The 22,951-nt window shown below is 69.0% G+C and carries 21 protein-coding genes and 3 tRNA genes; 7 read left to right on the forward strand and 17 right to left on the reverse strand.

Annotation, left to right across the window (positions count from 1 at the left end):
* Positions 1 to 880: PKD domain-containing protein (locus FSY98_RS10910; RefSeq protein ID WP_144876718.1), on the forward strand; the 880-nt coding region annotated here is incomplete at its 5' end.
* A 59-nt stretch (positions 881 to 939) separates the two neighbouring features.
* Here the strand turns inward: FSY98_RS10910 and FSY98_RS10915 are convergent.
* Together FSY98_RS10915 and FSY98_RS10920 are read right to left on the reverse strand one after the other, a co-directional pair.
* Complete coding sequence (locus tag FSY98_RS10915) at positions 940 to 1,950, reverse strand: glycosyl transferase (protein WP_144876719.1); 1,011 nt, start codon at positions 1,948 to 1,950, stop codon at positions 940 to 942.
* Positions 1,947 to 3,215, reverse strand: coding sequence for a hypothetical protein (locus FSY98_RS10920; RefSeq protein ID WP_144876720.1), 1,269 nt, complete (start codon positions 3,213 to 3,215; stop codon positions 1,947 to 1,949). The genes FSY98_RS10915 and FSY98_RS10920 overlap by 4 nt, the downstream gene beginning before the upstream one ends.
* 87 nt (positions 3,216 to 3,302) lie before the next feature.
* Here FSY98_RS10920 and FSY98_RS10925 point away from each other — a divergent pair, with 87 nt between their 5' ends.
* Positions 3,303 to 4,772, forward strand: coding sequence for a lipopolysaccharide biosynthesis protein (locus FSY98_RS10925; protein WP_186307652.1), 1,470 nt, complete (start codon positions 3,303 to 3,305; stop codon positions 4,770 to 4,772).
* Between the two features lie 8 nt (positions 4,773 to 4,780).
* Positions 4,781 to 5,761 carry a hypothetical protein gene (locus FSY98_RS10930; RefSeq protein ID WP_144876722.1) on the forward strand — a complete coding sequence of 327 codons (981 nt, stop codon included), beginning with the start codon at positions 4,781 to 4,783 and terminating at the stop codon, positions 5,759 to 5,761.
* 56 nt (positions 5,762 to 5,817) lie between these two features.
* Here FSY98_RS10930 and FSY98_RS10935 read toward each other — a convergent pair whose 3' ends face one another.
* Positions 5,818 to 7,452: a polysaccharide biosynthesis tyrosine autokinase gene (locus FSY98_RS10935; protein ID WP_144876723.1), complete on the reverse strand. Its 1,635-nt coding sequence runs from the start codon at positions 7,450 to 7,452 to the stop codon at positions 5,818 to 5,820.
* A gap of 129 nt (positions 7,453 to 7,581) precedes the next feature.
* Here FSY98_RS10935 and FSY98_RS10940 point away from each other — a divergent pair, with 129 nt between their 5' ends.
* The gene (locus FSY98_RS10940; protein WP_144876724.1) at positions 7,582 to 8,199 is read left to right on the forward strand and encodes a hypothetical protein; all 618 of its coding nucleotides are present in this window, start codon (positions 7,582 to 7,584) and stop codon (positions 8,197 to 8,199) included.
* A 16-nt stretch (positions 8,200 to 8,215) separates the two neighbouring features.
* On the opposite strand, the gene FSY98_RS10945 is transcribed toward FSY98_RS10940, so the two are convergent.
* Genes FSY98_RS10945 through FSY98_RS10955 form a run of 3 tightly spaced genes read right to left on the reverse strand, consistent with a single transcriptional unit; the run spans position 8,216 to position 12,049 of the window.
* Complete coding sequence (locus FSY98_RS10945) at positions 8,216 to 9,349, reverse strand: glycosyltransferase (RefSeq protein ID WP_260857374.1); 1,134 nt, start codon at positions 9,347 to 9,349, stop codon at positions 8,216 to 8,218.
* Positions 9,346 to 10,512 carry a DUF1972 domain-containing protein gene (locus FSY98_RS10950; protein WP_186307653.1) on the reverse strand — a complete coding sequence of 389 codons (1,167 nt, stop codon included), beginning with the start codon at positions 10,510 to 10,512 and terminating at the stop codon, positions 9,346 to 9,348. Before FSY98_RS10950 ends, FSY98_RS10945 begins: the two co-directional genes overlap by 4 nt.
* Before the next feature lie 4 nt (positions 10,513 to 10,516).
* Positions 10,517 to 12,049, reverse strand: a complete 1,533-nt coding sequence (locus FSY98_RS10955; RefSeq protein ID WP_144876726.1) for a sugar transferase — start codon at positions 12,047 to 12,049, stop codon at positions 10,517 to 10,519.
* Between the two features lie 379 nt (positions 12,050 to 12,428).
* On the opposite strand from FSY98_RS10955, the gene FSY98_RS10960 reads away from it, so the two are divergent.
* From FSY98_RS10960 to FSY98_RS10970, 3 genes are all read left to right on the forward strand, one after another.
* Positions 12,429 to 13,415 (forward strand): intradiol ring-cleavage dioxygenase, encoded by a 987-nt coding sequence (locus FSY98_RS10960; protein WP_144876727.1) that lies wholly within the window; start codon positions 12,429 to 12,431, stop codon positions 13,413 to 13,415.
* 174 nt (positions 13,416 to 13,589) lie between these two features.
* Positions 13,590 to 13,877: a hypothetical protein gene (locus tag FSY98_RS10965; protein ID WP_144876728.1), complete on the forward strand. Its 288-nt coding sequence runs from the start codon at positions 13,590 to 13,592 to the stop codon at positions 13,875 to 13,877.
* Positions 13,878 to 14,117: 240 nt separating this feature from the next.
* Positions 14,118 to 15,149 (forward strand): acyl-CoA desaturase, encoded by a 1,032-nt coding sequence (locus FSY98_RS10970; protein WP_186307654.1) that lies wholly within the window; start codon positions 14,118 to 14,120, stop codon positions 15,147 to 15,149.
* A 19-nt stretch (positions 15,150 to 15,168) separates the two neighbouring features.
* Here the strand turns inward: FSY98_RS10970 and FSY98_RS10975 are convergent, their stop codons facing one another.
* The 11 genes from FSY98_RS10975 to FSY98_RS11025 form a co-directional block, all read right to left on the reverse strand.
* Positions 15,169 to 16,002, reverse strand: a complete 834-nt coding sequence (locus tag FSY98_RS10975) for an ABC transporter permease (RefSeq protein WP_144876730.1) — start codon at positions 16,000 to 16,002, stop codon at positions 15,169 to 15,171.
* Entirely contained in the window at positions 15,999 to 16,886 is an 888-nt protein-coding gene (locus FSY98_RS10980; protein ID WP_144876731.1) for an ABC transporter ATP-binding protein, read from the reverse strand. Before FSY98_RS10980 ends, FSY98_RS10975 begins: the two co-directional genes overlap by 4 nt.
* A 118-nt stretch (positions 16,887 to 17,004) precedes the next feature.
* Positions 17,005 to 18,426 (reverse strand): cell division initiation protein, encoded by a 1,422-nt coding sequence (locus tag FSY98_RS10985; RefSeq protein ID WP_144876732.1) that lies wholly within the window; start codon positions 18,424 to 18,426, stop codon positions 17,005 to 17,007.
* Between the two features lie 141 nt (positions 18,427 to 18,567).
* Positions 18,568 to 19,080: a hypothetical protein gene (locus tag FSY98_RS10990; protein WP_144876733.1), complete on the reverse strand. Its 513-nt coding sequence runs from the start codon at positions 19,078 to 19,080 to the stop codon at positions 18,568 to 18,570.
* A 44-nt stretch (positions 19,081 to 19,124) separates the two neighbouring features.
* Positions 19,125 to 20,045, reverse strand: a complete 921-nt coding sequence (locus FSY98_RS10995) for an AEC family transporter (RefSeq protein WP_144876734.1) — start codon at positions 20,043 to 20,045, stop codon at positions 19,125 to 19,127.
* Between the two features lie 297 nt (positions 20,046 to 20,342).
* On the reverse strand, positions 20,343 to 21,302 hold the full coding sequence (locus tag FSY98_RS11000; RefSeq protein ID WP_144876735.1) for an SRPBCC family protein: 960 nt from the start codon (positions 21,300 to 21,302) through the stop codon (positions 20,343 to 20,345).
* Positions 21,299 to 21,544, reverse strand: coding sequence for a hypothetical protein (locus tag FSY98_RS11005; protein ID WP_144876736.1), 246 nt, complete (start codon positions 21,542 to 21,544; stop codon positions 21,299 to 21,301). The genes FSY98_RS11000 and FSY98_RS11005 overlap by 4 nt, the downstream gene beginning before the upstream one ends.
* Before the next feature lie 78 nt (positions 21,545 to 21,622).
* The gene (locus FSY98_RS11010; RefSeq protein WP_144876737.1) at positions 21,623 to 22,063 is read right to left on the reverse strand and encodes a hypothetical protein; all 441 of its coding nucleotides are present in this window, start codon (positions 22,061 to 22,063) and stop codon (positions 21,623 to 21,625) included.
* A gap of 425 nt (positions 22,064 to 22,488) precedes the next feature.
* Positions 22,489 to 22,561: transfer RNA gene (locus FSY98_RS11015), tRNA-Phe, on the reverse strand.
* A gap of 68 nt (positions 22,562 to 22,629) precedes the next feature.
* Positions 22,630 to 22,703, reverse strand: a tRNA-Asp gene (locus FSY98_RS11020).
* 29 nt (positions 22,704 to 22,732) lie between these two features.
* Positions 22,733 to 22,805: transfer RNA gene (locus tag FSY98_RS11025), tRNA-Glu, on the reverse strand.
* Positions 22,806 to 22,951 lie beyond the last annotated feature (146 nt).

Raw genomic sequence — 22,951 nt, forward strand, 5'->3', positions numbered from 1 at the left:
GTCGGCGGTGTCGGGTCTGGGTGTGTCGGTGGACGGGTCGGGGTCGACGGACTCGGATGGGTCCATCGCGTCGTATGACTGGAACTGGGGAGACGGCAGCGGCCACGGCTCCGGGGCCACGGCGACGCACACCTATGGCGCGGCGGGCACCTACACCGTGACCCTCACCGTCACCGACGACCGCGGCGGCAGCAACTCCACGACGCGGAACGTCACGGTGACGGCCCCGACGCCACCCGACCCGACCCAGCCGCAGCCGATCGCCGCGGACGAGTTCGACCGCACCGCGGCGAACGGCTGGGGCTCGGCGGCCACGGGCGGCGCGTGGAGCTACTCCACCACCTCCCTCTCCGGGTACTCCGTCGACGGGGCTGCGGCCAAGATCGCCGTCGGGGCAGGGTCGACCCGTGCGGCCTACCTCGCATCGGTGAGCTCGACCTCGGCCGACCTCACGGCGACCACGTCGCTGTCGGCATTGCCGGTGGCCGGCTCGGTCTACAACTCCTTCATCGCACGGCGGGTGGGTGCGGAGGATTACCGTGCCCGTGTGGTCGTGGCGGCGAACGGGTCGGTGCAGCTGCAGTTGCAGCGCACGTCGACGACGCTCGCGGCGGTGAACGTCGCCGGGCTCACGCTCGCGGCCGGTGAGGAGCTGCAGGTGCGGGTGCAGGCGTTCGGTGCGAACCCGACCACGATCCGCGCGAAGGTGTGGAAGACGGGCGCGGCGGAGCCGACCGACTGGCAGGTCACGACGACCGATGCCACGGCCGCCCTGCAGACCGCCGGACACGTCGGAGTCGCCGCCTACCTCGGCAGCGGCACCACCAACGTCCCCTACACGGTCACGTTCGGCAGCATCAAGGTCGTCGCCATCCCGTAGGCCGCACGCCGCCGAGTGCGGCGAGGCGGTGGATCACAGCATCCGATCCGCAGGGAACGTCAGCGACGCTCCCTGCGGATCCTCTGTGCGCGGAGGTAGGCGTCGGCGTGCTGGTGGGCGGTGACCGGCCATTCACGGGCGCTCAGATCCGGCCGCCCAGCGGGGATGCCCTGCGCGAGAGCGACACGGATGGCCCCGATGAGCTCGACGTCGTCACGCAGCAGATGCACCCACTCCGCTCCGACCTCCGCCTGGAGATCGCGCGTCACGGCGTTGTCGGGCACGAGCACGGGCCGGTCGAGGGAGAGCGCGAGCAGGGCGACACCGGAGTTGTGCAGGTTCCGGTACGGCAGCACGACGAGCGCCGACGAGGAGATCACCTCGACGATCCGAGCGTCGTCGATGAAGTCGAGCTCGAGGTCGATGCGCGACGAGCCGCCGGCACTGTGCAGCAGAAGCGCCCGCAGGGAGGGATCGGCCGGTTTGCCGGCCACATGCAGCCGGAAGCCGTCGGGGTGCGGGTCGTCGGCCACCGCAGCCACCAGGTCCTCCACTCCCTTGTACGGGCGGATGTGGCCGACGACGCTCACGAGATCAGCGGTCGGGTCGTGGTGGTCGAACGACGCGAAATGGTCGCGGTAGTGCCCGTGCGGAATGAATGCGGTCGGCGCGGGAGATGCCGTGGTCGTCCGCTCATTGAGCACGATCCACAGCGTCGTCAGGCGGTCCCACCGACGCAGGATCCTCCCGTCCACCGACGTGGTCGACTCATGGGGGCGCTCATTGTGCGCCGTGCGCACGAGAGCGGTCCTGGTGAGAGCGAGGCGGCACTGCAGTGCGGCGACGAGCAGGCGTCGCGCCCAGCGCTTCGGGGTGCTCGACGCCGACGTGAAGATCTCGGGCCAGTGGACGTGGAGCACGTCGTAGCGACCGATGATCGCCCGTCGCCACGAGAACAGGCTGACGTCGACCTCACGACCGACGGAGTGCACGAGCTGAACGATGTAGGGATTGGTGGTCGCCCGCAGGGCAGGCGTCGACATCATCACCCGCAGTCGTCTCGAGCTCATCGTCGGAATACGGCCTCTCGCCAGGTGGACTCTTCCGACCGCAGATGCGGCCCGGCCAGCGCGAGCCCAAGGGCCAGGCCGAAGAACGGGGCCGAACTGTAGATCGGGTTGAAGAACAGGTTCCAGGCGGTGATGATCACCGCGAACAGGAGGAGGGCGGTTGCCGTGCCGCGGGCGAGCTCGACGGCGACCCGGCGGATCATCACGACCACGGCGATGGCCAGGAAGATCACGGCCGGCCAGCCGAAGTACGCCCAGAGGTCGCCGGTCATCGAGTGCAGCTCGAACTTGGTCGGTCCGAACATGAAGTTCTCGACGTAGCCGTTGTTCGGGTCGTAGTTGATGACCTGCATGCCGGACTTGGCGACGAGGATGTCGGACGGCGAGGCGATGGTTCCCGCACCGAATCCCAAAGGTCGGTGCAGGAACAGCGCAGCCGTGGCCGCCAGCTCCGGCCGACCGCCCACCAGGACCGAGCCCGCTCGTTCCTGCTGCTCCACCGAGCGCGCCTGCGCCTCCTGACCGAGATAGCCCTCGACGAGCAGACTCGTGCCGATGACGTAGACCGTCACCCCGATGGCCGCCGCCCAGACGAGGACCTTGGCCGCCGACATCCGCTTGTTCGAGATCCTCGGCATCGCCTGCCACACGAGCAGCAGCAGCACGATCGTGAAGACGCCGAAGAAGGCGCGCGAGTCCATGATGACCGAGACCAGGGCGAGCGCCGCGAGCGCCAGCATGTCGGGCAGGCGTTTGTGCGGACGCATGGTGATCGACAGCGCGATGACGGCGATCGGGAGGCCGACGGCGAACTTCCACGGATTCTCCGCGAACGTCGAGGGCCGCATCACCGCGGCGGCCACCATGCCGAGTCCGAACGTGACTCCGATCACCCACAGCGGTACGAAGCGCTGCGCCCAGACCACGATGCCCGCAATCATCGGCACGCTGAGGAAGAGCAGGGTCGTGGCGATCAGCGTGCTCGTGGAGGAGTCATGATCCTGTGACGCGACCGCGGTCAACCAGATTCCCGAGATCGTCGCGAAAGCGGCGCTGATCGCGAGCCACAGCCCGGTCCAGCTGGAGACGAGGCGGGGCAGCCAGAGGGGGAGCAGGGCGAGTGCGAGGATCTGGCCGATGCTCACGCCCGAGCCCAGGAAGATCCGGGCCCCGATGAGGAACAGCGTCAGCAGTGCGAGCGCTGCTTCGGCGTCGCTGAAGAACGTCCGTTCGCGGCGCGCCGATCGAGGCGTCGTCGTCGTCATCCGCGACCCCCCTCGTCGACCCCTCGACTGTAGTATTGACCCCTACGAGTCTACGGGCTCATCGGGGAGAAATCTGGGGGTGGGGGAGTGGGCTCTCAGCGCGCGACTCTGGGGGATGCCGCCGCGCGCGGCGCGAGCGTGACGCTCGCCGGACAGCTGTACCGGACCGTCCTCCAGTTCGTGTCCATCTTCGTCCTCGCGCGGCTGCTCAGCCCCGACGACTTCGGCCTGATCGCCATGGTCGCCGCGGTGATCGGGATCTCGGAGCTGTTCCGCGATTTCGGCCTCTCCAGCGCCGCGATCCAGGCTGCGCACGTGTCGAAGGACGAGCGGACCAACCTGTTCTGGGTGAACACGGCTCTGGGCACCGCATGCGCCGCGATCGTCGCCCTCGCCGCACCGCTGGTGGGACTCATCTACTCGCGCGACGAGGTGCCGGCCATCGTCGTGGTGATGGCCATCGGCTTCGTGCTGAGCGGCATGGTGACGCAGTACCGGGCCGACCTGACCAGACGGATGCGGTTCCTCGGTCTGTCCGTCACCGAGGCCGTCGCTCCGACCGTCGGCTTCGGCGTCGGCATCCTGCTGGCTCTGCAGGGCTTCGGCTACTGGGCGCTCGTCGTGCAGCAGCTGTCGTCCTCCCTCGTCCTGCTGGTGCTGTCGGTCGCGATCGCGCGATGGATCCCCGGGTGGCCGAAGCGACGTACGTCGATCCGGCGGTTCATGCGCTTCGGCGCCGCGCTCTTCGTGACGCAGCTCATCTCCTACGGCACGAAGAACGTCGACAACATCGCGATCGGCGTCGTGTGGGGCGCCGGCCCGCTCGGATTCTACGATCGCGCCTATCAGCTGCTCATGGCGCCGCTGAACCAGATCAACGCGCCCATGACACGGGTCGCCCTGCCCGTCCTGTCGCGCGTGCACGAGCAGAAGGAGCGCTTCGCGTCCTATCTCCTCAAGGCGCAGATCGTCGGGGGGTACGCGACCGCGACGCTGTTCGCACTGGCGAGCGGCATGGCGCCGGCGATCGTCGACGTGCTGTTCGGCCCGAAGTGGGCGCCGATGGCGCCGATCTTCGCCGTCCTCGCGATCGGGGGCGTGCTGCGAGCGACCGCGCAGATCTCGTACTGGATGTTCTTGGCCACCGCGAACACCGGGGCGCAGTTGCGGATGTTCCTCGTCGTGCGTCCGATCATGATCGCGATCATCCTCGCGGGGCTCCCGTGGGGGGCCTTCGGCGTCGCGGTGGGCAGCACGGTCGCCTACGCCCTGCACTGGATCGTCTCCCTGATCTGGGCCTCGCGCGTCACGGACGTCCCGGCGCGGCCGCTCATCGCCAACATCCTCCGCATCCTGCTCACCGTCTCGGTGCCGTGCGGTGTCATCGCCTTCCTCATCAGCCTTCTCGGGTGGACCTCGCTCGCGACGGTGCTAGCCGCGGTCCTCGCGAGCATGGTGTACCTCGTGCTCATCGCATTGATCTCACGACGGGCGCGCGCCGATCTCATGACGGTGGTCTCGTTCATCCGCCGCGCGCTCGGCCGGGCCTCGCGATGAGCGGCGGGGTGGCGCGGGAGCGCGCGGGTAAGGAAGCGCTGGCCCGGTCCCTCGTCGAACACAGCGCGGCATTGGCGCCCGGAACGTGGCGTCTCCTCGACACCCGCACGGCTGCCCTCACGACCGAGGGACTGCTCGTCTCGGCGCTTCGACGCCTCGATCCGCGCCGCGGCATCAAGCGCTCGGTGCTCGACGTGCGCAGACTCGTCGTGCCTCCGCGTGTGACGACGATCGCCCCGACGGTCGACGACCTTGCCGACGATCGCCCCGTCCGCATACTCCTGACGAAAGACGGCGGCCTCGTCGGTTTCGACCGCCGGCACACGACCGTCACGCACCTGCGACGCTCGCCCCTCCCGGCGGAGTACCGTGAGCGGCGGGTCGCGCTGGACGACGTCTACCGGTCCGTCCGGTGGCGACTGAGCGACGACGGCCTCACGCTCGTCGAGCAGCACGTCGCGGGGAGCCCCGCCTCGGCATGGTCGGCTGCGGCGCGCATCGAGCTGCTGCGGCGGATGCTGCGGGCGACAGCCGAGCGCCTGCCTGAGGTCGAGCATCGACGGTCGTTCGTCGACGCTCCGGACCGCCTCGCGGCGATGACGTCGGCAGCCCGCTGGCACGAGGTCCGCGACGCCGATGCGACGCTCGGACCGGTGCCGTGGGTGATCTCGCACGGAGACCTGACCCCCGAGAACGCGATCGGAGAGGGGCCCGACGCGTGGGCGCCCATCGACTTCGAGGATGCTCGCGAGGCGCCGTTCTTCTTCGACGCGCTGTCTCTGGCCGTGCGGGACGCCGAGCTGCGGGCGGCACTGCTCTCGGGTCGCCTCGGCGAGGAGTGGGAGCTCCTCGCCGCCGCCGCGGAGGTCGACGGTCGAGTGCTCACCCCGCGGGTTGCATTGGATGCCGTCGCTCTGATGGCCGCGGACCACCATCACCGCATGCACGGGGGCGACTTCGACTACACGCTCCGATCGCTGACGGAGTGACGATACGGGCCTGCGCCCCCGGGAGGCGCAGGCCCGTATCGGTCGACTGCCTGGTCTTACGGGGCGTCGGGCCGGCGCGGCTTTCGCGGGGGCTTCTTCGACGACTTCTTCGGTGTCTGCCCGTGCCGCTGCGTAGGCTTCTCCGCTTCGACCTCCGGCTGAACAGCGCCGGTCTGCGTTTCTTCGGTGCTGGAGCCGGTGCTGGAGCCGGAGCCGGAGCTGGTGCCGGAGCTGGTGCCGGAGCCGGCGCTGGTGCCGGAGCCGGAGCTGGTGCTGGAGCTGGAGCTGGAGCTGGTGCTTGGGCTGGTGCTGGAGTCGCTGGGTGCTGCCGGCTCGATGACCTCGGCGTCTTCGTAGTAGCTCGACGAGGAGTGCTCGGGCGGCACGGCGTTGAGCACGAATCCGATGACGCGGGCACCGGCACCGGTCAGGGTGTCGACCGCTCGGCGCAGCGACTGACGACGCGTGACCTTGTAGCGGCCGACCAGCAGGCTCGCCCCGCTGGCCCTGGCCAGGGTGAGGGTGTCGCTGACGGGGAGGACGGGGGCGGAGTCGACGACCACGAAGTCGTAGTGGTCGCGGACCTCGCGCAGGAGGTCCTGCATCGCCGCCGAGCTCACGACCTCGGTCGGGTTCGGCGGGCGCAGGCCGCTGGTCAGGACATCGATGTTGCGCGTGCCCCAGGTCTGGATCGAGTCGGCGAGCGACGCCTGATGGGTGAGAGCCGTCGTCAGGCCGACAGAGCCGTCGAGACCGCACGCCTCGGCCACTCGGGGCCGTCGCAGGTCGGCATCGATGAGCAGCACGCGGGGGCGGCGCTCGGCCAGGGCGAGAGTCAGGTTGACGGCGGTCGTCGTCTTTCCCTCGCCGGCGAAGGCCGAGGAGACCACCACCATTCGCAGGTCGCCGTCGATGTCGGCGAAGTCGAGGCTCGCGGCGAGGCGTCGGTACGCCTCACGCGTCGAACCGGAGGCATCCCACTGGGCGCTGATGGACGTCCGCAGAGTCTTCCGCGCCCCGCCCGGGCGAGGAACGCGGCCGAGGAACGGGATGCGGGCCGATCGCTCGGCATCCTCCTCCGTGCGGATCCTGGTGTCGAGCAGCTGCTTGAGGATGGCGTAGACGACGGCGAGCACGAGCCCGAGCATGGCGCCGGTGACGGCGATCAGCCGGGTGTTCGGCGCGAAGGGGGAGTCCGGCTGGCTCGGCGGCGTCACCGTGGTGAGCTCGATCGAAGGATTCTGATCGGCATCCTTCGGAGAGAGGCCGCTCACGACCTCCGTGAGCGAATCCATCACGGCCTTCGCCGTCGTCTGAGCGTCGGCGGGGTCTTCGCTGACGACGGTCAGCGTGACGATGACGGTGTTCAACTCGACCTCGGCCGAGATCTTCTTCGCGAGGTCGTCGACGGTCGTGTCGAGGCGAAGGTCGTCGATGACTGGCTGCAGCACGGCGGGCGTGGTCGCGAGGTTGGCATACGACTGCATCAGGCCCTGCGTGTACTGGGACCCCTGCACCAGCTCGCTGACCGTGTCTCCGCGCTGGGACGAGACGTAGGCGCTCGTGGTCGCCTCGTACTGGTCGGGCTGCACGGTCGCGTAGGCGACCCCGGCGACGGCGCCGATCACGGTGGCGGCGACGAGCAGATACCACCTGTCGCGCAACGCCGTCAGATAGTCCTTCAGATCCATCGTTCTCCCCCGAACCGTATCCAGTCGCCGGTCTCGCGCAGTGATCCGCCTCCCACAGCGGCCCACGACGTGAAGCGGGCACGCAGGTGCCCTGTATAGCCTAGAGCCACAGGGGTGTGAGGAGAGTGTATGCGGCACGAGTCGGTGCTCGCCGTCTGTGCGGCGAACGTGTGCCGTTCGCCCGTCATCGCGTACCTCGCGTCCCGGCAGCTGCAGTCCGCGGGATTCGTCGTGCCGCCCGTGCTCGCGTCGGCCGGCGTCAGCGCTCGGGGCAACGTGGCCGTCTGCCACACGATGCGTGCACGCCTGGCCGGTGAGCCCGGGTGGGACGACCTCGCCTCCGCGCACCGCTCATCGCGCATGACCGCCGACGACGTGGAGCAGGCGGAGCTCATCCTCGCCGCGACCGCGGCTGAGCGCGGCGCGGTCGCGCTGATGCGCCCGGACGCACGCGCCCGCAGCTTCACGCTCCTCGAGGCGGCAGCGTTGGCGGAGCACGCTGTCGCGCGAGGGATCAGAGGAGTCGCGCTCGAGGTCGGCGCGCTCGCCGAGACGATGAACGCGCAGCGGGGGCGGGTGGAACCGCCGGAGCCGGGGCGCTGGTGGAACCTGCGCTCCGGCGGGATCGGGTTCGACATCCCCGACGCCCACACGAGCCGCGCGCGGCACGGACGGGTCTTCGACACGATCGATGACGCGGCCCGGCGCTGGGGCGCGTCGATCGCGAGGCTGACCGCCTCGGCCTGACGCGTCGCGCAGGAGCTCACCGGGTCTCGAGCACGTGCCGGCTCACGGTCGCCCGATAGGACTCCGGGGCATGCCTGCTCTCGCCGATCAGACGCGAGTCGTCGACCAGGGAGCGCACGTCGGACCAGTTGTCGACGATGTCGTCGAGAGCGTCGGCGAGTGCGTCGGGGTCGTTCGCGGTGACCAGCCGCGCGGTCGGATATCCGCCGGCGGCCTCGCGAAGACCGCTGCTGTCGCTGGCGATGACCGGTCGCCTGGCGAGGATCCCCTCGACGGCGGTGTTGCCGAACGGTTCATCCACCCGCGACGGGACGGCCAGGACGTCGGCGTCGGCGAGGAAGGGCCAGACGCTCTGATGGAAGCCGGCGAAGGAGACGTCGATGCCCGAGTCTGCGGCTCGGCGACGCAGTTCGTCTTCGAACCACTCGTAGCCAGGGAACACCGCCCCCAGGAGAGTCACCGCCACGGGGCGTCCTCGACGGGCGAGCGCCCCGGCGGCGTCGATCACCACGTCCGGCCCCTTCCGTGGCGACAGGCGGCCGATGAAGAGCACGCGCACGGGGCCCTCCAGTTCCTCGCGGGGCGGGGGAGGGGAGTCGGGGGATGCGACGCCGTTGTACACCACGGTCGCTCGCTGTGCGAGCGCGGGCAGGGATGCGCGGATCGTGTCCAGAGCGAACGCGCTGTTCACGAGGGTGTGGTGCGAGACCAGGTGCGGGGAGTACAGGGCCGCGTTGACTGCCCGGTTGCCGGATGCCTCGGCCTCGTGCACGTGGCTCACGACCCGGGCACCGCGGAGCCTCGCGAGCAGTGGCCACTGCGGAATGATGATGGTGGAGACGTAGACGGCCTCCGGCCGGAGGCGGGAGAGCAGACGCCACGCCGCCACTGCCCCGCGGACGGTGTCGCGAAGCAGTCGAGGCAGACCCCGCGGAGTGAGCAGCACCTTGCGCAGCACGAGCATGGGGATGACGACGACCTCGGCGCCCGCCCGGCGCAGCTCGACGTCGAGCGCTCCGCGGCTCGGGAGCGCCACCACGACGCGCGCACCGCTCTGCACGAGACCGATCACGCTCTCCAGCAGCATCCGGTCGGAGCCGAACATCTCGGCGCCGGGGTGGACGACGAGCACGACGCGCGGGTCGGTCACCACTCCTCCGACCGACGCCGTGCGCGGCGCGCTGCGCGATGCACGGTGTAGCCCGAGGCGATCCGGCGAGCGAGGTCCTCATAGGCGTCGGCGACGTCGTCCCACCGGAAGGATTCGCGTGCGCGCTCGCGGTGACGGCGGCCCCGCTCGGCGGTGCCGCCTCGGTCGGCCTCGGCGGCCAGGATGCGGTCGGCGACGTCGGACGGCGTGGTGAACAGCCAGCCCTCGTCGTCGAGCACCTCGCGGTTGAACGGCACGTCGTAGCCGATGACGGCGGTGGCGGCCCCCATCGCGCGCAGCAGAGACGGGTTCGTGCCGCCGACGGAATGGCCGTGGACGTAGGTGAGCGCATTGGCGTAGAGGGCGTCGAGAAGCTCCTGGTCGAACACCCCGCCGACGAGACGGATGCGGTCGTCGGCGTCCGCGATCCTCTCGATCTCCTGCGTGTACTCGGCGCTGTAGGGCGCTGAGCCGACGACGACGAGGGGCAGGGTCGCGGCGCTGTCGCTGTAACCCCGCACGATCTCGCGGACGTGGTTCTCGGGTTCGAACCTCGCGACGACGAGATGATAGCCGTCGGGTTCGAGGTCGAGCTCCCGCACCCCGCGCGCGGGCAGGCCATCGAGGATCGGCGCGCCGTAGCGGATGAGCTCGGTCGGAACACCGAACTGGTGGCTGTAGTAGTCGGCGATGCCGGGTGCGTCCGCGATCAGGGCGTCGGCGGTGCGCACCCCGAACTCCTCTGCGCGGCGGTAGTACGCGCGTCCGCGGGGTCCCCACTTCGACCGCCGCCATTCGAGGCCGTCCATGTGCAGGGCCACCTTCGCACCTCGGGCTCTGAGGATCGGCAGGAAGGGAGAGTTCGCGGCATTGAAGACGAAGGTCGCGTGCGGTCGCCGACGGGTCATCAGGTGCAGTACTGAGAGGCCGGTATGGCTGAGGGTCTCGATCTGCTTGACGGGGATGGCGGGCAGGTGGACGACGCGCATGCCGAGATACGACTTCTCGCGTCGCGCGGATCCGCGGGTGTACACGACGACGTCGTGGCCCCGATCGGCGAGACGTCGGCCGACCTCTTCGATGGCCGTCTCGAACCCGCCGTACGCAGCGGGCACCCCCCTCGTCCCCACCATCGCGATGGTGAGGGCTTTCCCCTTGCTCATGAGATCAGTATGCCCCGCTGGGCTGCACCATGACCTTGGCCGTGCGCCACATGATCCGCAGGTCGTCCATGACCGACCAGTTCTCGACATAGCGCAGATCGAGGCGCACGCTCTCGTCCCACGAGAGGTCGCTCCGGCCGGAGACCTGCCAGAGACCGGTGATTCCCGGCTTGATGTACAGGCGGCGGTAGACCGTGCCGTCGTAGGCGGTGACCTCGCTCGGCAGCGGCGGACGCGGACCCACCACGCTCATGTCCCCGACGAGGACGTTCCAGAATTGGGGCAGCTCATCGAGCGAGAGCTTGCGGAGGATGCGGCCGACACGCGTCACGCGGGGGTCGTCCTTCATCTTGAAGAGGAGTCCGGAGCCCTCGTTCTGCTCCTTCAGGGCGGCGAGCTGCTGCTCGGCATCGGTCTTCATCGAGCGGAACTTGACCATCTTGAACGTGCGGCCGTCGCGCCCGACGCGCTCCTGGAAGAAGAAGAGCGAGCCGGGGGAGTCGATCAGGATCAGCAGCGCGAGCACGGGCGTGATCAGGGCGATCGGGATCAGCGCGACGGAGGCTACGAGGATGTCGAGGGCGCGCTTGAGCACGTGGACACCTCCCTCGTAGGTCGGGATCTTCACCTGGATCAGCGGCAGGCCGTCGACCTGGCGGAGCGAGACCCGCGGGCCCGCGACGTCGGCGAGGCGACTCGAGAGCACGAGCTCGGCGGCAGTGCCTTCGAGCTGCCAGCCGAGACGCTTGACGAAGTCGGCCTCACCCTCGGGGCGGCTCGCCACGATGATGGTGTCCGCCCCGAGTTCCACCGCCGCCCCAGCGACGGTGTGGAGGTTGCCCACGTTCGGGTAGGTGCTCTCCCCGAGCGTGAGGGAGTCGATGCTGCGATCGAACAACGTCGTCCCCACGACGTGGTAACCGTTCTCTCCGCCCTTCCGGAGGGAATGGATCACATACTCGACATCTTCGGTCGCGCCCACCACGAGGGTGCGTGATGCGTAGCTGCCGCTCAGTCGCTGGCGCACCAGCCACCGACGCCATCCCCAGCGTGCGAACAGCAGCCCGAGGGCTCCGACCGGGAGTGCGATGTAGAACAGCGGTTGCAGTCCTTCCCACTCCAGCAGGACGCCGATGATCGCTGTGATGCCGAAGGCGAAGCCTGCGGCGTGTGCGACACGGCGGTACTCGGTCGCACCCGATCCGAAGATCGCGGCGGCACGAGTGTTGAGCGCGGACAGCGAGAGGTACCACGCGAGCACGAGCAGCGCGCCGTTGCGCAGGGCCTCTTCCCCTGCGACCCCGGCGACGTACTGCACCGCTGCGGTGACACCGACCGCGAACAGGATGACCCCGGCATCCGTGATCCGCAGGCGCATCCGATAACGCCGCTCCCACAGGCGGCGTCGCTCCAACGTCGCGGACACGCGCGGTGTGACCACCGTGTGCGTGACCGACTTGGTGGCCCGAGGGGCGGCGATCGGCGCGAAGACCGAACCCGTGCGAGTGATGCTCAGCGCATCCTCGACGGAAGTCATGCCGAGGCCTCGTGAGCCGTGTATGTACGCAGAATTCCCCAGTGCGACATGTCTTCCCCAGTGTTCCCCAGACCAGGGACCCCACGCCCCCAGCATCGTCTGCATGACCCGACCCCTCGGGTCCTGCCGCGAACCGTGATCCCACATCACGGGAGTGCTTGCACCGTCCCACACGGTGCATGCGTACAGCAGGTACTGCAGACTTCGATCACTCTAGCGGATGGGGCGACCGATCGGAAGATATTTCACGCGTGTGGATGAACCGCGGCGACGCGGATCGGGAGTCATAGGTTCTGCATAGCGGCATCAACGCGTTCTGATGGACTCCTCCGCGAGTCTGGTCCGACCGACGACCCGATCCTGAACGAGGAGCACGAGCATGGCCCGCATCCCCGAACCCGTCCAGACGCCCGACGGCCCCGCGTACGAGGGGCGACTCCTCGACCGCGTCGACGAGGAGGTCGTCGATCAGGGCGCCGCCTTCGATCTGCGCACCCTCGTCAGCCGACGAGGCGTGCTCGGTCTCGCCGGCCTCGGCGTCGGCGCAGTCATCCTCGCCGCCTGCGCCCCCGCATCCGGTACTTCCGCCACGCCTTCGCCTTCGCCCTCGGCCACGGCCGGGTCGAGTGGCGTGACGGCCACAGCCGACGGTGAGATCCCCGACGAGACGGCCGGGCCGTATCCGGGCGACGGGTCGAACGGCCCGGACGTCCTCGAGGCGTCGGGCATCGTGAGGCAGGACATCAGGTCGGCGACCGACGGATCGGCGACGGCAGACGGTATCCCGCTGACCGTTCGATTCCAGATCCTCGACCGCGCCAAGGGCGGCGTCCCCTTCGCGGGCGCTGCGGTCTACGCGTGGCACTGCACAGCGCAGGGCGAGTACTCGATGTACTCGTCGGGTCTGGAGGACGTCGACTACCTGCGCGGAGTCCAGGTGACGGATGCCGACGGGTGGGTGTCGTTCTCGTCGATCTTTCCCGGGTGCTACTCGGGCCGCTGGCCGCACATACACTTCGAGGTGTTTCCCGACGTCGGGTCGATCACGGACTCCGCCAACGCCATCGCGACCTCGCAGATGGCGCTGCCGGAGGACGCCTGCGCCACGGTCTACGCGGATGCGCGATACGACGGCTCCGCGCAGAACCTCGCGCGGACGACTCTCGCCAGCGACAACGTCTTCGGCGACGACTCTGCGGCGCTGCAGCTCGGATCCGTCACCGGAGACATGGATGGCGGTTACACCGCCTCACTCGTCGTCTCGATCGACACCACGACGACACCGAGCGGCGGATCAGCGCCGTCGGGAGGGCCCGGCGGCGGCTCCGGGGGACCGAACGGCGGAGGCGAATCCCCGGCGAGGTGATCCCGTCTGCTAGACTGAGGACGCACCGTGTGACATGGCCACCCTCTGGGCCGCCGCGGAGCCACTGATCAGGGCCATCACGGACCACGCACATCGACGCGCGCGCACTCCGCCCTCGATCGCACGACTCGCGGAGCGCCCACGCGCGCCCGCCCCACAGCAATGAGTATCACCATGAGCAGTACCACCATCTCGTCCTCCTCCGATCCGCTGACCTGGAAACAGGCAGACACCGACGTGCACGTCGCCACCCGCGGCGGCGAGTTCGCCGGGTTCGTCGAGTTCGACGGCTCCGCGCACGTCACCCACGATCACCGCGGCCTCGAGCTCGGCGCCTTCGATTCGCTCGACGCGGCCCGACACGCTCTCGAGCGCGTCAATCTGCCTCAGCGGCGGGCGCTGACGTTCCCGTTCGCCCTGCCACGGGTGCTGCGTCGCCGGCCTCGCCGCGCCCGGGCCTGACCGCCTTCTGACGGTGCGCTGAGAGGCGGTCTGGCAGTGACCTGGGAAAGCCCGTCGTATGCCGACCGCCGCATGCGGCCCGGGTTAGCCTGAGGACAGCGATCGGCATCCGCCCTTGGCTTCCTCAGCTCAAGGGCTTCCGATCGTCAGGAGAGCATCATCGCTTTCGTACAGGCAGACACGACCGCCACCCTCGGACCGATCCGTCAGACCTACTCGGGCAACGCCGAGTTCCCGCCGATGGCGCACGCCTACAAGCAGGTGTCGCAGGTCGTCAAGGAGACGGGTCTCCTGCAGCGCACGCCGTGGTTCTACGGGCTCGTGGCGGCCGGAGTCGCGGTCGCCCTCGGCGGGGCGATCACCGGATTCATCCTGCTCGGCGACAGCTGGTTCCAGCTGCTGATCGCCGCCGCGCTCGGCGTCATCCTGACGCAGGTGGCGTTCCTCGCACATGAGGCAGCGCACCGACAGATCCTGTCTTCGGGGCCGGCGAACTTCCGCCTCGCGCGGATCCTCGCTGCGGGTGTCGTCGGCATCAGCTATGCCTGGTGGGACTCGAAGCACACGCGCCACCACGGCAACCCGAACCAGGTGGGCAAGGACCCCGACATCGAGGTCGACACGATCTCGTTCCTCGAGACGGATGCCGCGAAGTCGCGGGGCCTCGTCCGCATGATCACCCGCAAGCAGGGGTGGCTGTTCTTCCCCCTGCTGACCCTCGAGGGCCTGAACCTCCATTACCTCGGCATCAGGCACCTGACGTCGCGCGGCAAGGTCAAGGGCCGCTGGACCGAGCTCGCGCTCATCGCCGTGCGCTTCGCCGTGGTGCTCGTACCGGTGTTCCTGCTGCTGCCGCTCGGCATGGCGTTCGCCTTCATGGGCGTGCAGCTCGCGGTCTTCGGCGTGTACATGGGTGCGTCCTTCGCCCCGAACCACAAGGGCATGCCCATCATCGACCCGAACGCTCGGCTCGACTTCTTCTCGAAGCAGGTCCGCACCTCGCGGAACATCCGCGGTGGTCGCTGGGTGACCTGGCTCATGGGCGGACTCAACCACCAGGTCGAGCACCACCTGTTCCCCAGCATGCCGCGCCCGCACCTCTCGAAGGCGCGCGAGATCGTGCGCGATTACTGCAAGGCGAACGACGTCGACTACACCGAGACCAGCCTCGGACGCTCGTACGCCATCGTGATCGGCTACCTCAACCGGGTGGGTCTCGCTGCTCGCGACCCGTTCGACTGCCCGGCCGCGTCGCAGTTCGGCCGCGCCTAGCGACCTCCGATCCGCTGGGTCAGCCGTTGCGGCGGATCCAGCGGAACGTCGCGCGACTCAGGACGAGTCCGACGACGAGCCAGATGACAAGGGCGAGTGCGACGGCTCCGAGCTGCCATTCGCCGGCCGGCTCGACGGCCTTGAACGAGTCGGGGAGTATGGCGGACCGCATCCCCTGAGCGATCCACTTCAACGGGAATGCCGACGCGACGTTCTGCAGCCACTCCGGCAGCGACGTGAACGCGATGTAGACGCCCGAGATGAACTGCAGCAGCAGCACGACGGGGATCACCACCGCCGCCGCCGTCTTCCCCGAACGCGGGACGGACGAGAGCGCGATGCCCAACAGGGCGCAGGTCAGCAGACCGAGCGCGAACACCCAGGCGAAGCGCGCCCAGTGCTCGGCATCCGTCGGCAGGTCGACGTCGTACAGCACCACCGCGACGATCAGCAGCAGCCCGATCTGCAGGACGGCGGTGACGGTGACCTCGCCCAGCTTGCCGATGAAGTACGTGACGGGTGAGAGGGGGGTGCTGCCGAGTCGCTTCAGCGTGCCGTCGCTCTTCTCGATGGCGATCTCGATCGACAGGCCCTGCACGCCCGACAGGAAGATGCCCCCGGCGATGAGCCCGGGCAGATAATAGGTGGCCATGCTCACCGTGTCGGGCCCCTTCCCGATGTCGCCGGTGAAGATCGTCGCGAAGATGAGGTACATCACGGTGGGGAAGAGGAAGGTGAAGAACACCTGGTCGCTCGCCCGGAAGTACTGCCGGAGCTCGAAGCCGATGCGCCGGATTCCGAGCCGCACGGTGCGTGCGACGCCGAAGCGGGGGGATGCCGTGGCGGTGCTCATGCCTGCTCCGTGACGTCGAGGAGCGATCGGTCGTCTGCGGCGCCGTGCTCTCGGATGAGATCGAGGTAGACGTCCTCGAGTGTGGGTCGCACGACTTCGAGGTCGCGGGGCTCGCCCCCGCGCGCCTGCAGTTCGGTCACGAGGGCTCCCGGTGCGTGCGTGCGCTCCGCCCTGCGCGTTCCCGTGCCGTCGATCCACCGCACGACGGGCACGCGTGCCTCCGCCCCGCCGATCTCGTCGATCGCCCCGATGTCGGCGATGCGTCCGTTCGCGATGACGGCTGCTCTATCGCCCAGCTGCGCGGCTTCATCGAGGTAGTGCGTGGTGAGCAGGATGCTCGTCCCCTCCGCCTTCAGCGAGCGGATGAGGTCCCAGAACTGGCGACGGGCCTCTGGGTCGAAGCCGGTCGTCGGCTCGTCGAGGAACAGGAGCTCCGGGCGTCCGATGATGCCGAGGGCGACGTCGAGTCGACGCTGCTGGCCACCCGAGAGGCGCCCCGCCCGCGCCCGCTGCTTCTGCTCGAGTCCGACGGCGGCGATCACCTCGTCGACCGGCCGCGGATGGGGGTAGTATCCGGCGAACTCGGTCAGCAGCTCGCGTACGGTGAAGTTGCCCGCTTCGCCGGAGGACTGCAGGACGATGCCGAGACGCGCCTTCCACTCGAGTCCGCCGCGTTGTGGGTCGACACCGAGCACGCGCACGTCGCCTGAGGTGCGGTGCCGGTAGCCCTCGAGGATCTCGATGGTGGTGGACTTGCCGGCGCCGTTCGGGCCGAGGAGCGCGAATGTCTCGCCTCGGCGGATGTCGAAGCTGATGCCGTCGACGGCAGTGAAGCCCCCGTAGGACTTCCGGAGGTCCGCGACCTCGATCACGCTCTCTGTCATGGCTCCAGACTGCCTGTGTGCGCGGCTGAGTGGAAGCCGGACGTCCGCCGGGTGTGCGGGAGAGACGACAGGGGGCATGAGCGGCATTGCGCCCACGCCCCCTGTCAGGGTCGGTTCGTCAGCGCGACGGCTTGTCGTCCGCCGAGACGACCTCGATGGTGATCTTGCCGTCGATCGTCGCGTCGTCCTCGTCGAGGTTCTCGTCGTCGAGCGCCTCGTCGCCGCGGAACTCCTCGACCTGCTCCGCATCGTCAGCCTGCTCGGCGTCGGTGGACCCGCCGTCGACGTCGGTATCGACGTCGGCATCGGCATCATCGGACACGACAGCCGACGTCGGGAGCGCCGCCTTCTGCTCCTCGCTGAAGATGCCGTCGGGGCGGATGAGCTCGCGCACCTCGGCCATGAAGCTGGCGAGCTGCTGCTGCTGCCACCGCAGCTGACGGGCGTGGTCCTCGGCGTCGCGCAGCACCGAGGAGGTGTGCTGCGTCACGGAGTCGACGATCTTCTGCGACTTCACACGCGCCCTGTCGAGGGTGTCGCGGGCGCGCACCTGGGCGTCGGCCTCGATGGTCTGCGCCTGCGACCGCATCAGGCGCTCGTAGTCGTCGGCCTTCGCGGAGATGCGCTGGGCGTGCTCGAGCGAGGCCGTGACCTGCTCGTTGGCGTCGGTCGTGATGCGCTCGGCGTGCGAGACGGCCTGGTTGTGCAGCACGAGGAACTCCTGCTGCGCGTCGTCCTGACGACGGGTCAGGGTCTCTTCGAACTCCAGCACCCTGGCGTTCATCTCTCGGACCTCGCGCTCGGCATCCGTTCGCAGCTGGGTGGTCTCGCGCGTCACGAGCGACCGTAGAGCCGCCGCGCCCTTCTCGGCCTCGGTGCGGATGGCGGTCGCCTCCTGCGACGCCTGGTGCACCTTCTCGGCGGCGTGCGCCGCCTCGCGCTCGAGCGTCGCCTGGTGGGCGGTGTACTCGGTGTCGATCTTCAGGCGCACCTGATCGGCGTCGTGCTGGGCCTGCGCGATGATGCGGGCCACGTCTGCGTCGGCGTCGGCCCGCTGCGTGGCGACGTCCTCCCGCGCGGCGGCCATGAGCCGATCCGCCTGCACGGCCGCGTTCTGGATGAGCACGGTGGCCTGCTCCTCGGCGACCCGCAGGATCGCCTCGAACTGCTCGCGCGACGGGGCCTCGACGCCTTCAGCGCGCGGAGCGTCGACCAGCTCGTTCGTGAGCGTGGTGATCTGCTGCTCGGCATCGGCGGCCTGCGCCTTCGTGGCGGCGAGCTCTGCCTCGAGCGCTTCGCGGGCGATGCGCTCCTCGTCCTTCACCGATTCGACGGTGTCTTCGTGGCGGGCCTCGGCGTCGGCGAGATCGGCCTTCGCCTGCTGCAGCTGGTTGCGCAGCGCGCTGAGCGCGGCATCCACCTCCGCCTTGTCGTAGCCGCGGAAGGACGCGGTGAATCCACCGGTCTGCTCGCGGGGGGCGTCTTCGATGAGGCTGTCGAAGAAGTCGGGGGTGCGGTCGTTCTGAGAGGAGTCACTCATGGTCAGCCTTTCTGGCGCATGTCACAGGGTGGCGGCGTGTGAGGTGGCGAGATGTCGGATGCCGAGGGCCGAGCGGGCGCATCGACGACACAGCACAGCCTAGTTGCGTCGGCCCGAATCCGGGCATCCGATTCCCCGGCCTCAGACGTGCAGTCGCCACGTGGGCCGGTGGCCGTCGTCGCGGTCGAACAACGAGGTGGCCGCAGGCGTCTCGTGCGCGATGCCGCGTGCGGACGCCGCCTCGGTCACGGCGGTGCGCAGGTCGGTCCAGAACCCGGCGGTGTTGGGGCGGCCGAGATACTCGCGGAACTCCACGATCTGCAGGCGGGCACCGCGGGCGGTCGGAACGAGTCGCGCGATCGCGTCATCCGCCTCCAGGAAGCGGATGCCGTAGACCCCGTCGCCGAGGATCGTGAATTTGCGGGGCTCCTGCCCCGCGGCTGCGTCGACGAGTCTGCGGGCGGTATCTGGCTCCGTCTGCAGCTCGACGGTCGTGCCGAGCGCGTCGAGGATCGAGCGCAGCTGCTCCTCCTCGAACCTCCGACCCGCCAGGACGCCGCGCGCCTCGGACGACCGGCGGATCCACCGCGGCAGCAGCAGCGCGAGCACGATGATCACCGCGACCGAGGCGAAGAGGAGGATCGGGGAGTCCACGTCACAAACCTACGACGCGGTCGTTCCCGGCGTCGGCGCCGCGGTCACCCGAGCAGTGCCATGACGAGCACGAGCACGGGCAGGCATCCGACCGTCGTCAGGAAGACCGTGTCTCGCGAGATCGACTCGCCGATGTCGTACCGCTGGGAGTAGTTGAAGACGTTCTGTGCGGTCGGCAGCGCAGCAAGGATCACGACGATCAGCACCTCGTGCGCCGAAAGGGCGAAGACGAACTCGGCGACGACCCAGGCGATCACCGGCATGGCGAGAAGCTTCAGCACCGTGGCGAGGATCACGTCGCGGCGGTGGCCTCGTGCGCCCAGCACGCGCTGGCCGTGCAGCGAGATGCCGTAGCTGATGAGCAGCACGGGCACCGCTGCATCGGCGATGAGCTGCGCCGGCTCCATCACGATCGGCGGCAGGGAGACGTCGAACACCGAGACCAGGGTGCCGAGCACCGACCCGATGATGATCGGATTCGTGGCCGTGCGGCGCAGCGTCTTCAGGAACGACACGGAGTCGCTCGTCACCGCATCGAGGATCGAGAGCGACACCGGTGTGAAGACGAGCAGTTGCATGAGCACGACCGGCGCCGGATAGGCGGCGCTGCCGAGCAGATAGAGGGAGAGCGGGATGCCGATGTTGTTCGAGTTGACCTGCCCCGCGGCGAGGGCGCCGATCAAGGTCTCGCCGACCGGTCGTCGCCACCACAGCCGGGCGACGAGGGCATACACACCGAAGATCGCGACCGCGGCGATCGCCGAGACCGGCAGGAGAGACGAGAACAGCATCGTCGCGTCGGCCTGAGCCAGGACGGTGAACAGGAGGAAGGGGGAGAGGACGAAGAAGATGAGTCGACCGAGCACGTGCCGTGCGTGCGGTCCGAGCAGGTCGATGCGCCCGATCACCCATCCGAGGGCGATCGCGACACCCACGACGGCGAATCCGGTGAGTGTGTCGAGCATTCTTCGAGCGTAGCGAGCGGCGGCGCTGCGCCGACGCCTATCAGCCGTGAAGGTCCACGTCAATGGCGGAGGCCGGACGAGCGCCGATCCACCGCCGTCCGTACGCTGGCAGTACAACGAGCCGCAAGCATGCCGCTCTGCGTCGGTCGGCCCATTCGGCGTCCTCGGGTTCTCTCGGTTCCGAGCGCACACGGGGGGTGGGTGCGCTTGCGGACCTTCTCATCGACTGCTCCGGTCCTCCGTAATCGGGTACGGGGGGCCGGAACCCATTCTTCGAGGTCACCTGCGACCCGGGTCTCAGCGGAACGCCCTGGTGATGCCGCTGCCGATCTGGGTGAGCTGCGTGTACAGCAGCACGCGGAACACCGGCCGCAGCAGGAACGACCGCAGCCTGCGCGGATTCTTCCCCGGGCCGCGCTCCCAGGCCACGGTGATGCGAAGCTGCGTGCCTCCGGCCGCCGGTTCGCACCGGAAGGTCACTACCCGGGTGTTCGAGTGCTCGGTGTCGGGGTACGAGAAGCGCCAGCCGACGTCGGCGGCGCAGTCCGACGGCTCGATCAACTGGCGCTCGAAACCCGCCCTGACGTCCACCGGCCTGCCGTCGGGGTGGGCTGACGTCGACCGGCCCTCCCACAGCCCGTTCCGCAGCGCGACGGACTCGATGCTCGGCTCCCATTCCGGGATGCGGTGTGGATCGGAGACCAATGCGTCGACCTCGGTCGGCGGTGCGGGCACGAAGACATCGTGCGCCTTCCGGAGGATCTCGGATGCCGACGGTGCGTCGACATCGGGCAGATTCCCGGCCTGGTCGAGGGTGGCGGTGATCTCGGCCGCCGTGACGCCCAGGCGCCCGAGCAGTGCATCGATCGTCCCGCTGGGTTCGTCCAGCAGCGACCGGAGCACTGCGAGCGAACTTCCGTCTCCACCGCGCGTGTTCGCCCGGTTGAGAATCGCGAGAGCCTGCGATGTCCACTCGTAGCCGGATGTCTCGTGGAACACGATCTCCGAGGGTTCGTGATCGACGCCGACCCCGAGCGAGGCGAGTTGTGCGACGCGCTCGTCGTCGACGGCGGCGCGCACCCGGTCGAGTCCGAGGTCGAGGCTGCGCAGGACCTGGCCGCCGAGGCCGGCGTCGAGGGTGAGGGCGAGCAGCAGGTGCTCGACGTCGGCATCGCGCGTGCCGTACCGCGAAGCCTCCTCCATGCCGGCGAGTGAGAGGGTGTGCGCCGTCGCAGCGGCACGGCTCAGCTTGCTCATTGGTGCCTCCGGGGAACGGGGATGGCGGGGTCGATGCGGCGTGCGTGCTTCTTGTGCACGGCCTGGCGCGTGACGCCGAGGGCATCGGCGACCTCCTGCCACGACATCCCGGTGCGCAGACCGGCCTCGACCTGCGCCAGTTCCCACGTGTCGGTGAGGCGTCGCAGGGCCGCGACGGCGCGCAGGCCGGCACGGGGGTCGTCGGTGCTGGCGGCGAGGGCTGCCACGTCGGTGGATTCCATGCCGTCAACCTACGTTGCTTGCGCGCCCAATGTCAACCTGAGTTGCTCTCGGGTTGGCAGGCAGAGCGCACACTCGACTCAGCCGGCGGTCGCGGCGTTGCGCTCCTCCGCCGAGTTCGGAGTCCAGCCGAACCACCCGTCGTCACTCGGAACGACGCTCCAGTCGCCGCACACGAACACCGTCTTGGCCTTGTACGGGTCGGGTGCGTCGTCGAGAACCCATGAGGGAGCCGAGAAGCGGTCGACCTCGCTGCACTCCTCGGGCAGAGCCGATTCGCTCGTGAGCAGGATCACGGCGTCCGCGGCGTCCTCCAGCGTCGACGTCCGCACGGTGATGTCAGTCGCGTCGGCGGGGACCCAGGTCGCGTCGACCGCGGCATCCTTCGCGAAGGCCTCCGCGTCGTCGAAGGTCGAGGTGGCGTACTTGTGGACGAGGCTGTCGTAGGCGGAGCAACCGGTGAGGGACAGCAGCCCTGCGACGATCAGGGCGGGTGCGGCGAGGGCCGTTCGTGCGTTCATGGTTCCAGCCTCGCGCGCGCGGGCGGCCGCGTCGTCGGGCTGGGGAGGTATCGGCATCCGTCTGGAGGATGACGTGGGGCTGCCGTAGGGCAGGGGCCGGACTGGCGCGCGACCTCTGTGCCTGAGGACATCTCCGGTGCGCGGCTCCCCGTCGAGTGTGTCGCTGGAGACCGGGTCGACGGGGATGCGGTTGCGAGCCGAGATGTGGACATCACGTCGGCATACCAACACTTAGAAGGGTAACTGTGGGTAAGACCTGCACGAGGCAGTGATCTGCTCGCTCGACGGCCGGGAGGGGAGGCGCGTTGCGTCTCGCTCCGCTCAACGACAGCGGATGGAGACCAACCTTCCCCAGGGCAAAGCAAAACCCCCGCCATGTAGAAGCTAGGCGAGGGTTTCTGGGACCACTGTAATGATGGTCCGTGTGGCTCCGACGGGCGTCGATCCCGTGACCTCACGATTTTCAGTCGTGCGCTCTACCAACTGAGCTACAGAGCCGTGCGACCGGCGAACCTGTCGCATCTAGACGAAAGGTCCTCTCCGAGAAAAGGACCAATCGCACAGAGCGACCCTGACGGGACTTGAACCCGCGACCTCCGCCGTGACAGGGCGGCACGCTAACCAACTGCGCTACAGGGCCATACTTGTTTTCAATTGTATCGGATGGAGTGACCCCAACGGGATTCGAACCCGTGCTACCGCCGTGAAAGGGCGGCGTCCTAGGCCGCTAAACGATGGGGCCGAGTCAGTCCCGGGGGACTTCCTTGCCGACGCTCAAGCATAAGGGATCGATCCGGCAAATTGCCAATCGAGGGCGCGCCGCCGTCGTCCCGGGCGTGTTCGGTAGCACGATGGAGGACACCGCGCCTCGTCTTCCTCCGCGTCATG

This window comes from Microbacterium sp. 1.5R, assembly GCF_007667425.1.
Taxonomy (GTDB): Bacteria; Actinomycetota; Actinomycetes; order Actinomycetales; family Microbacteriaceae; genus Microbacterium.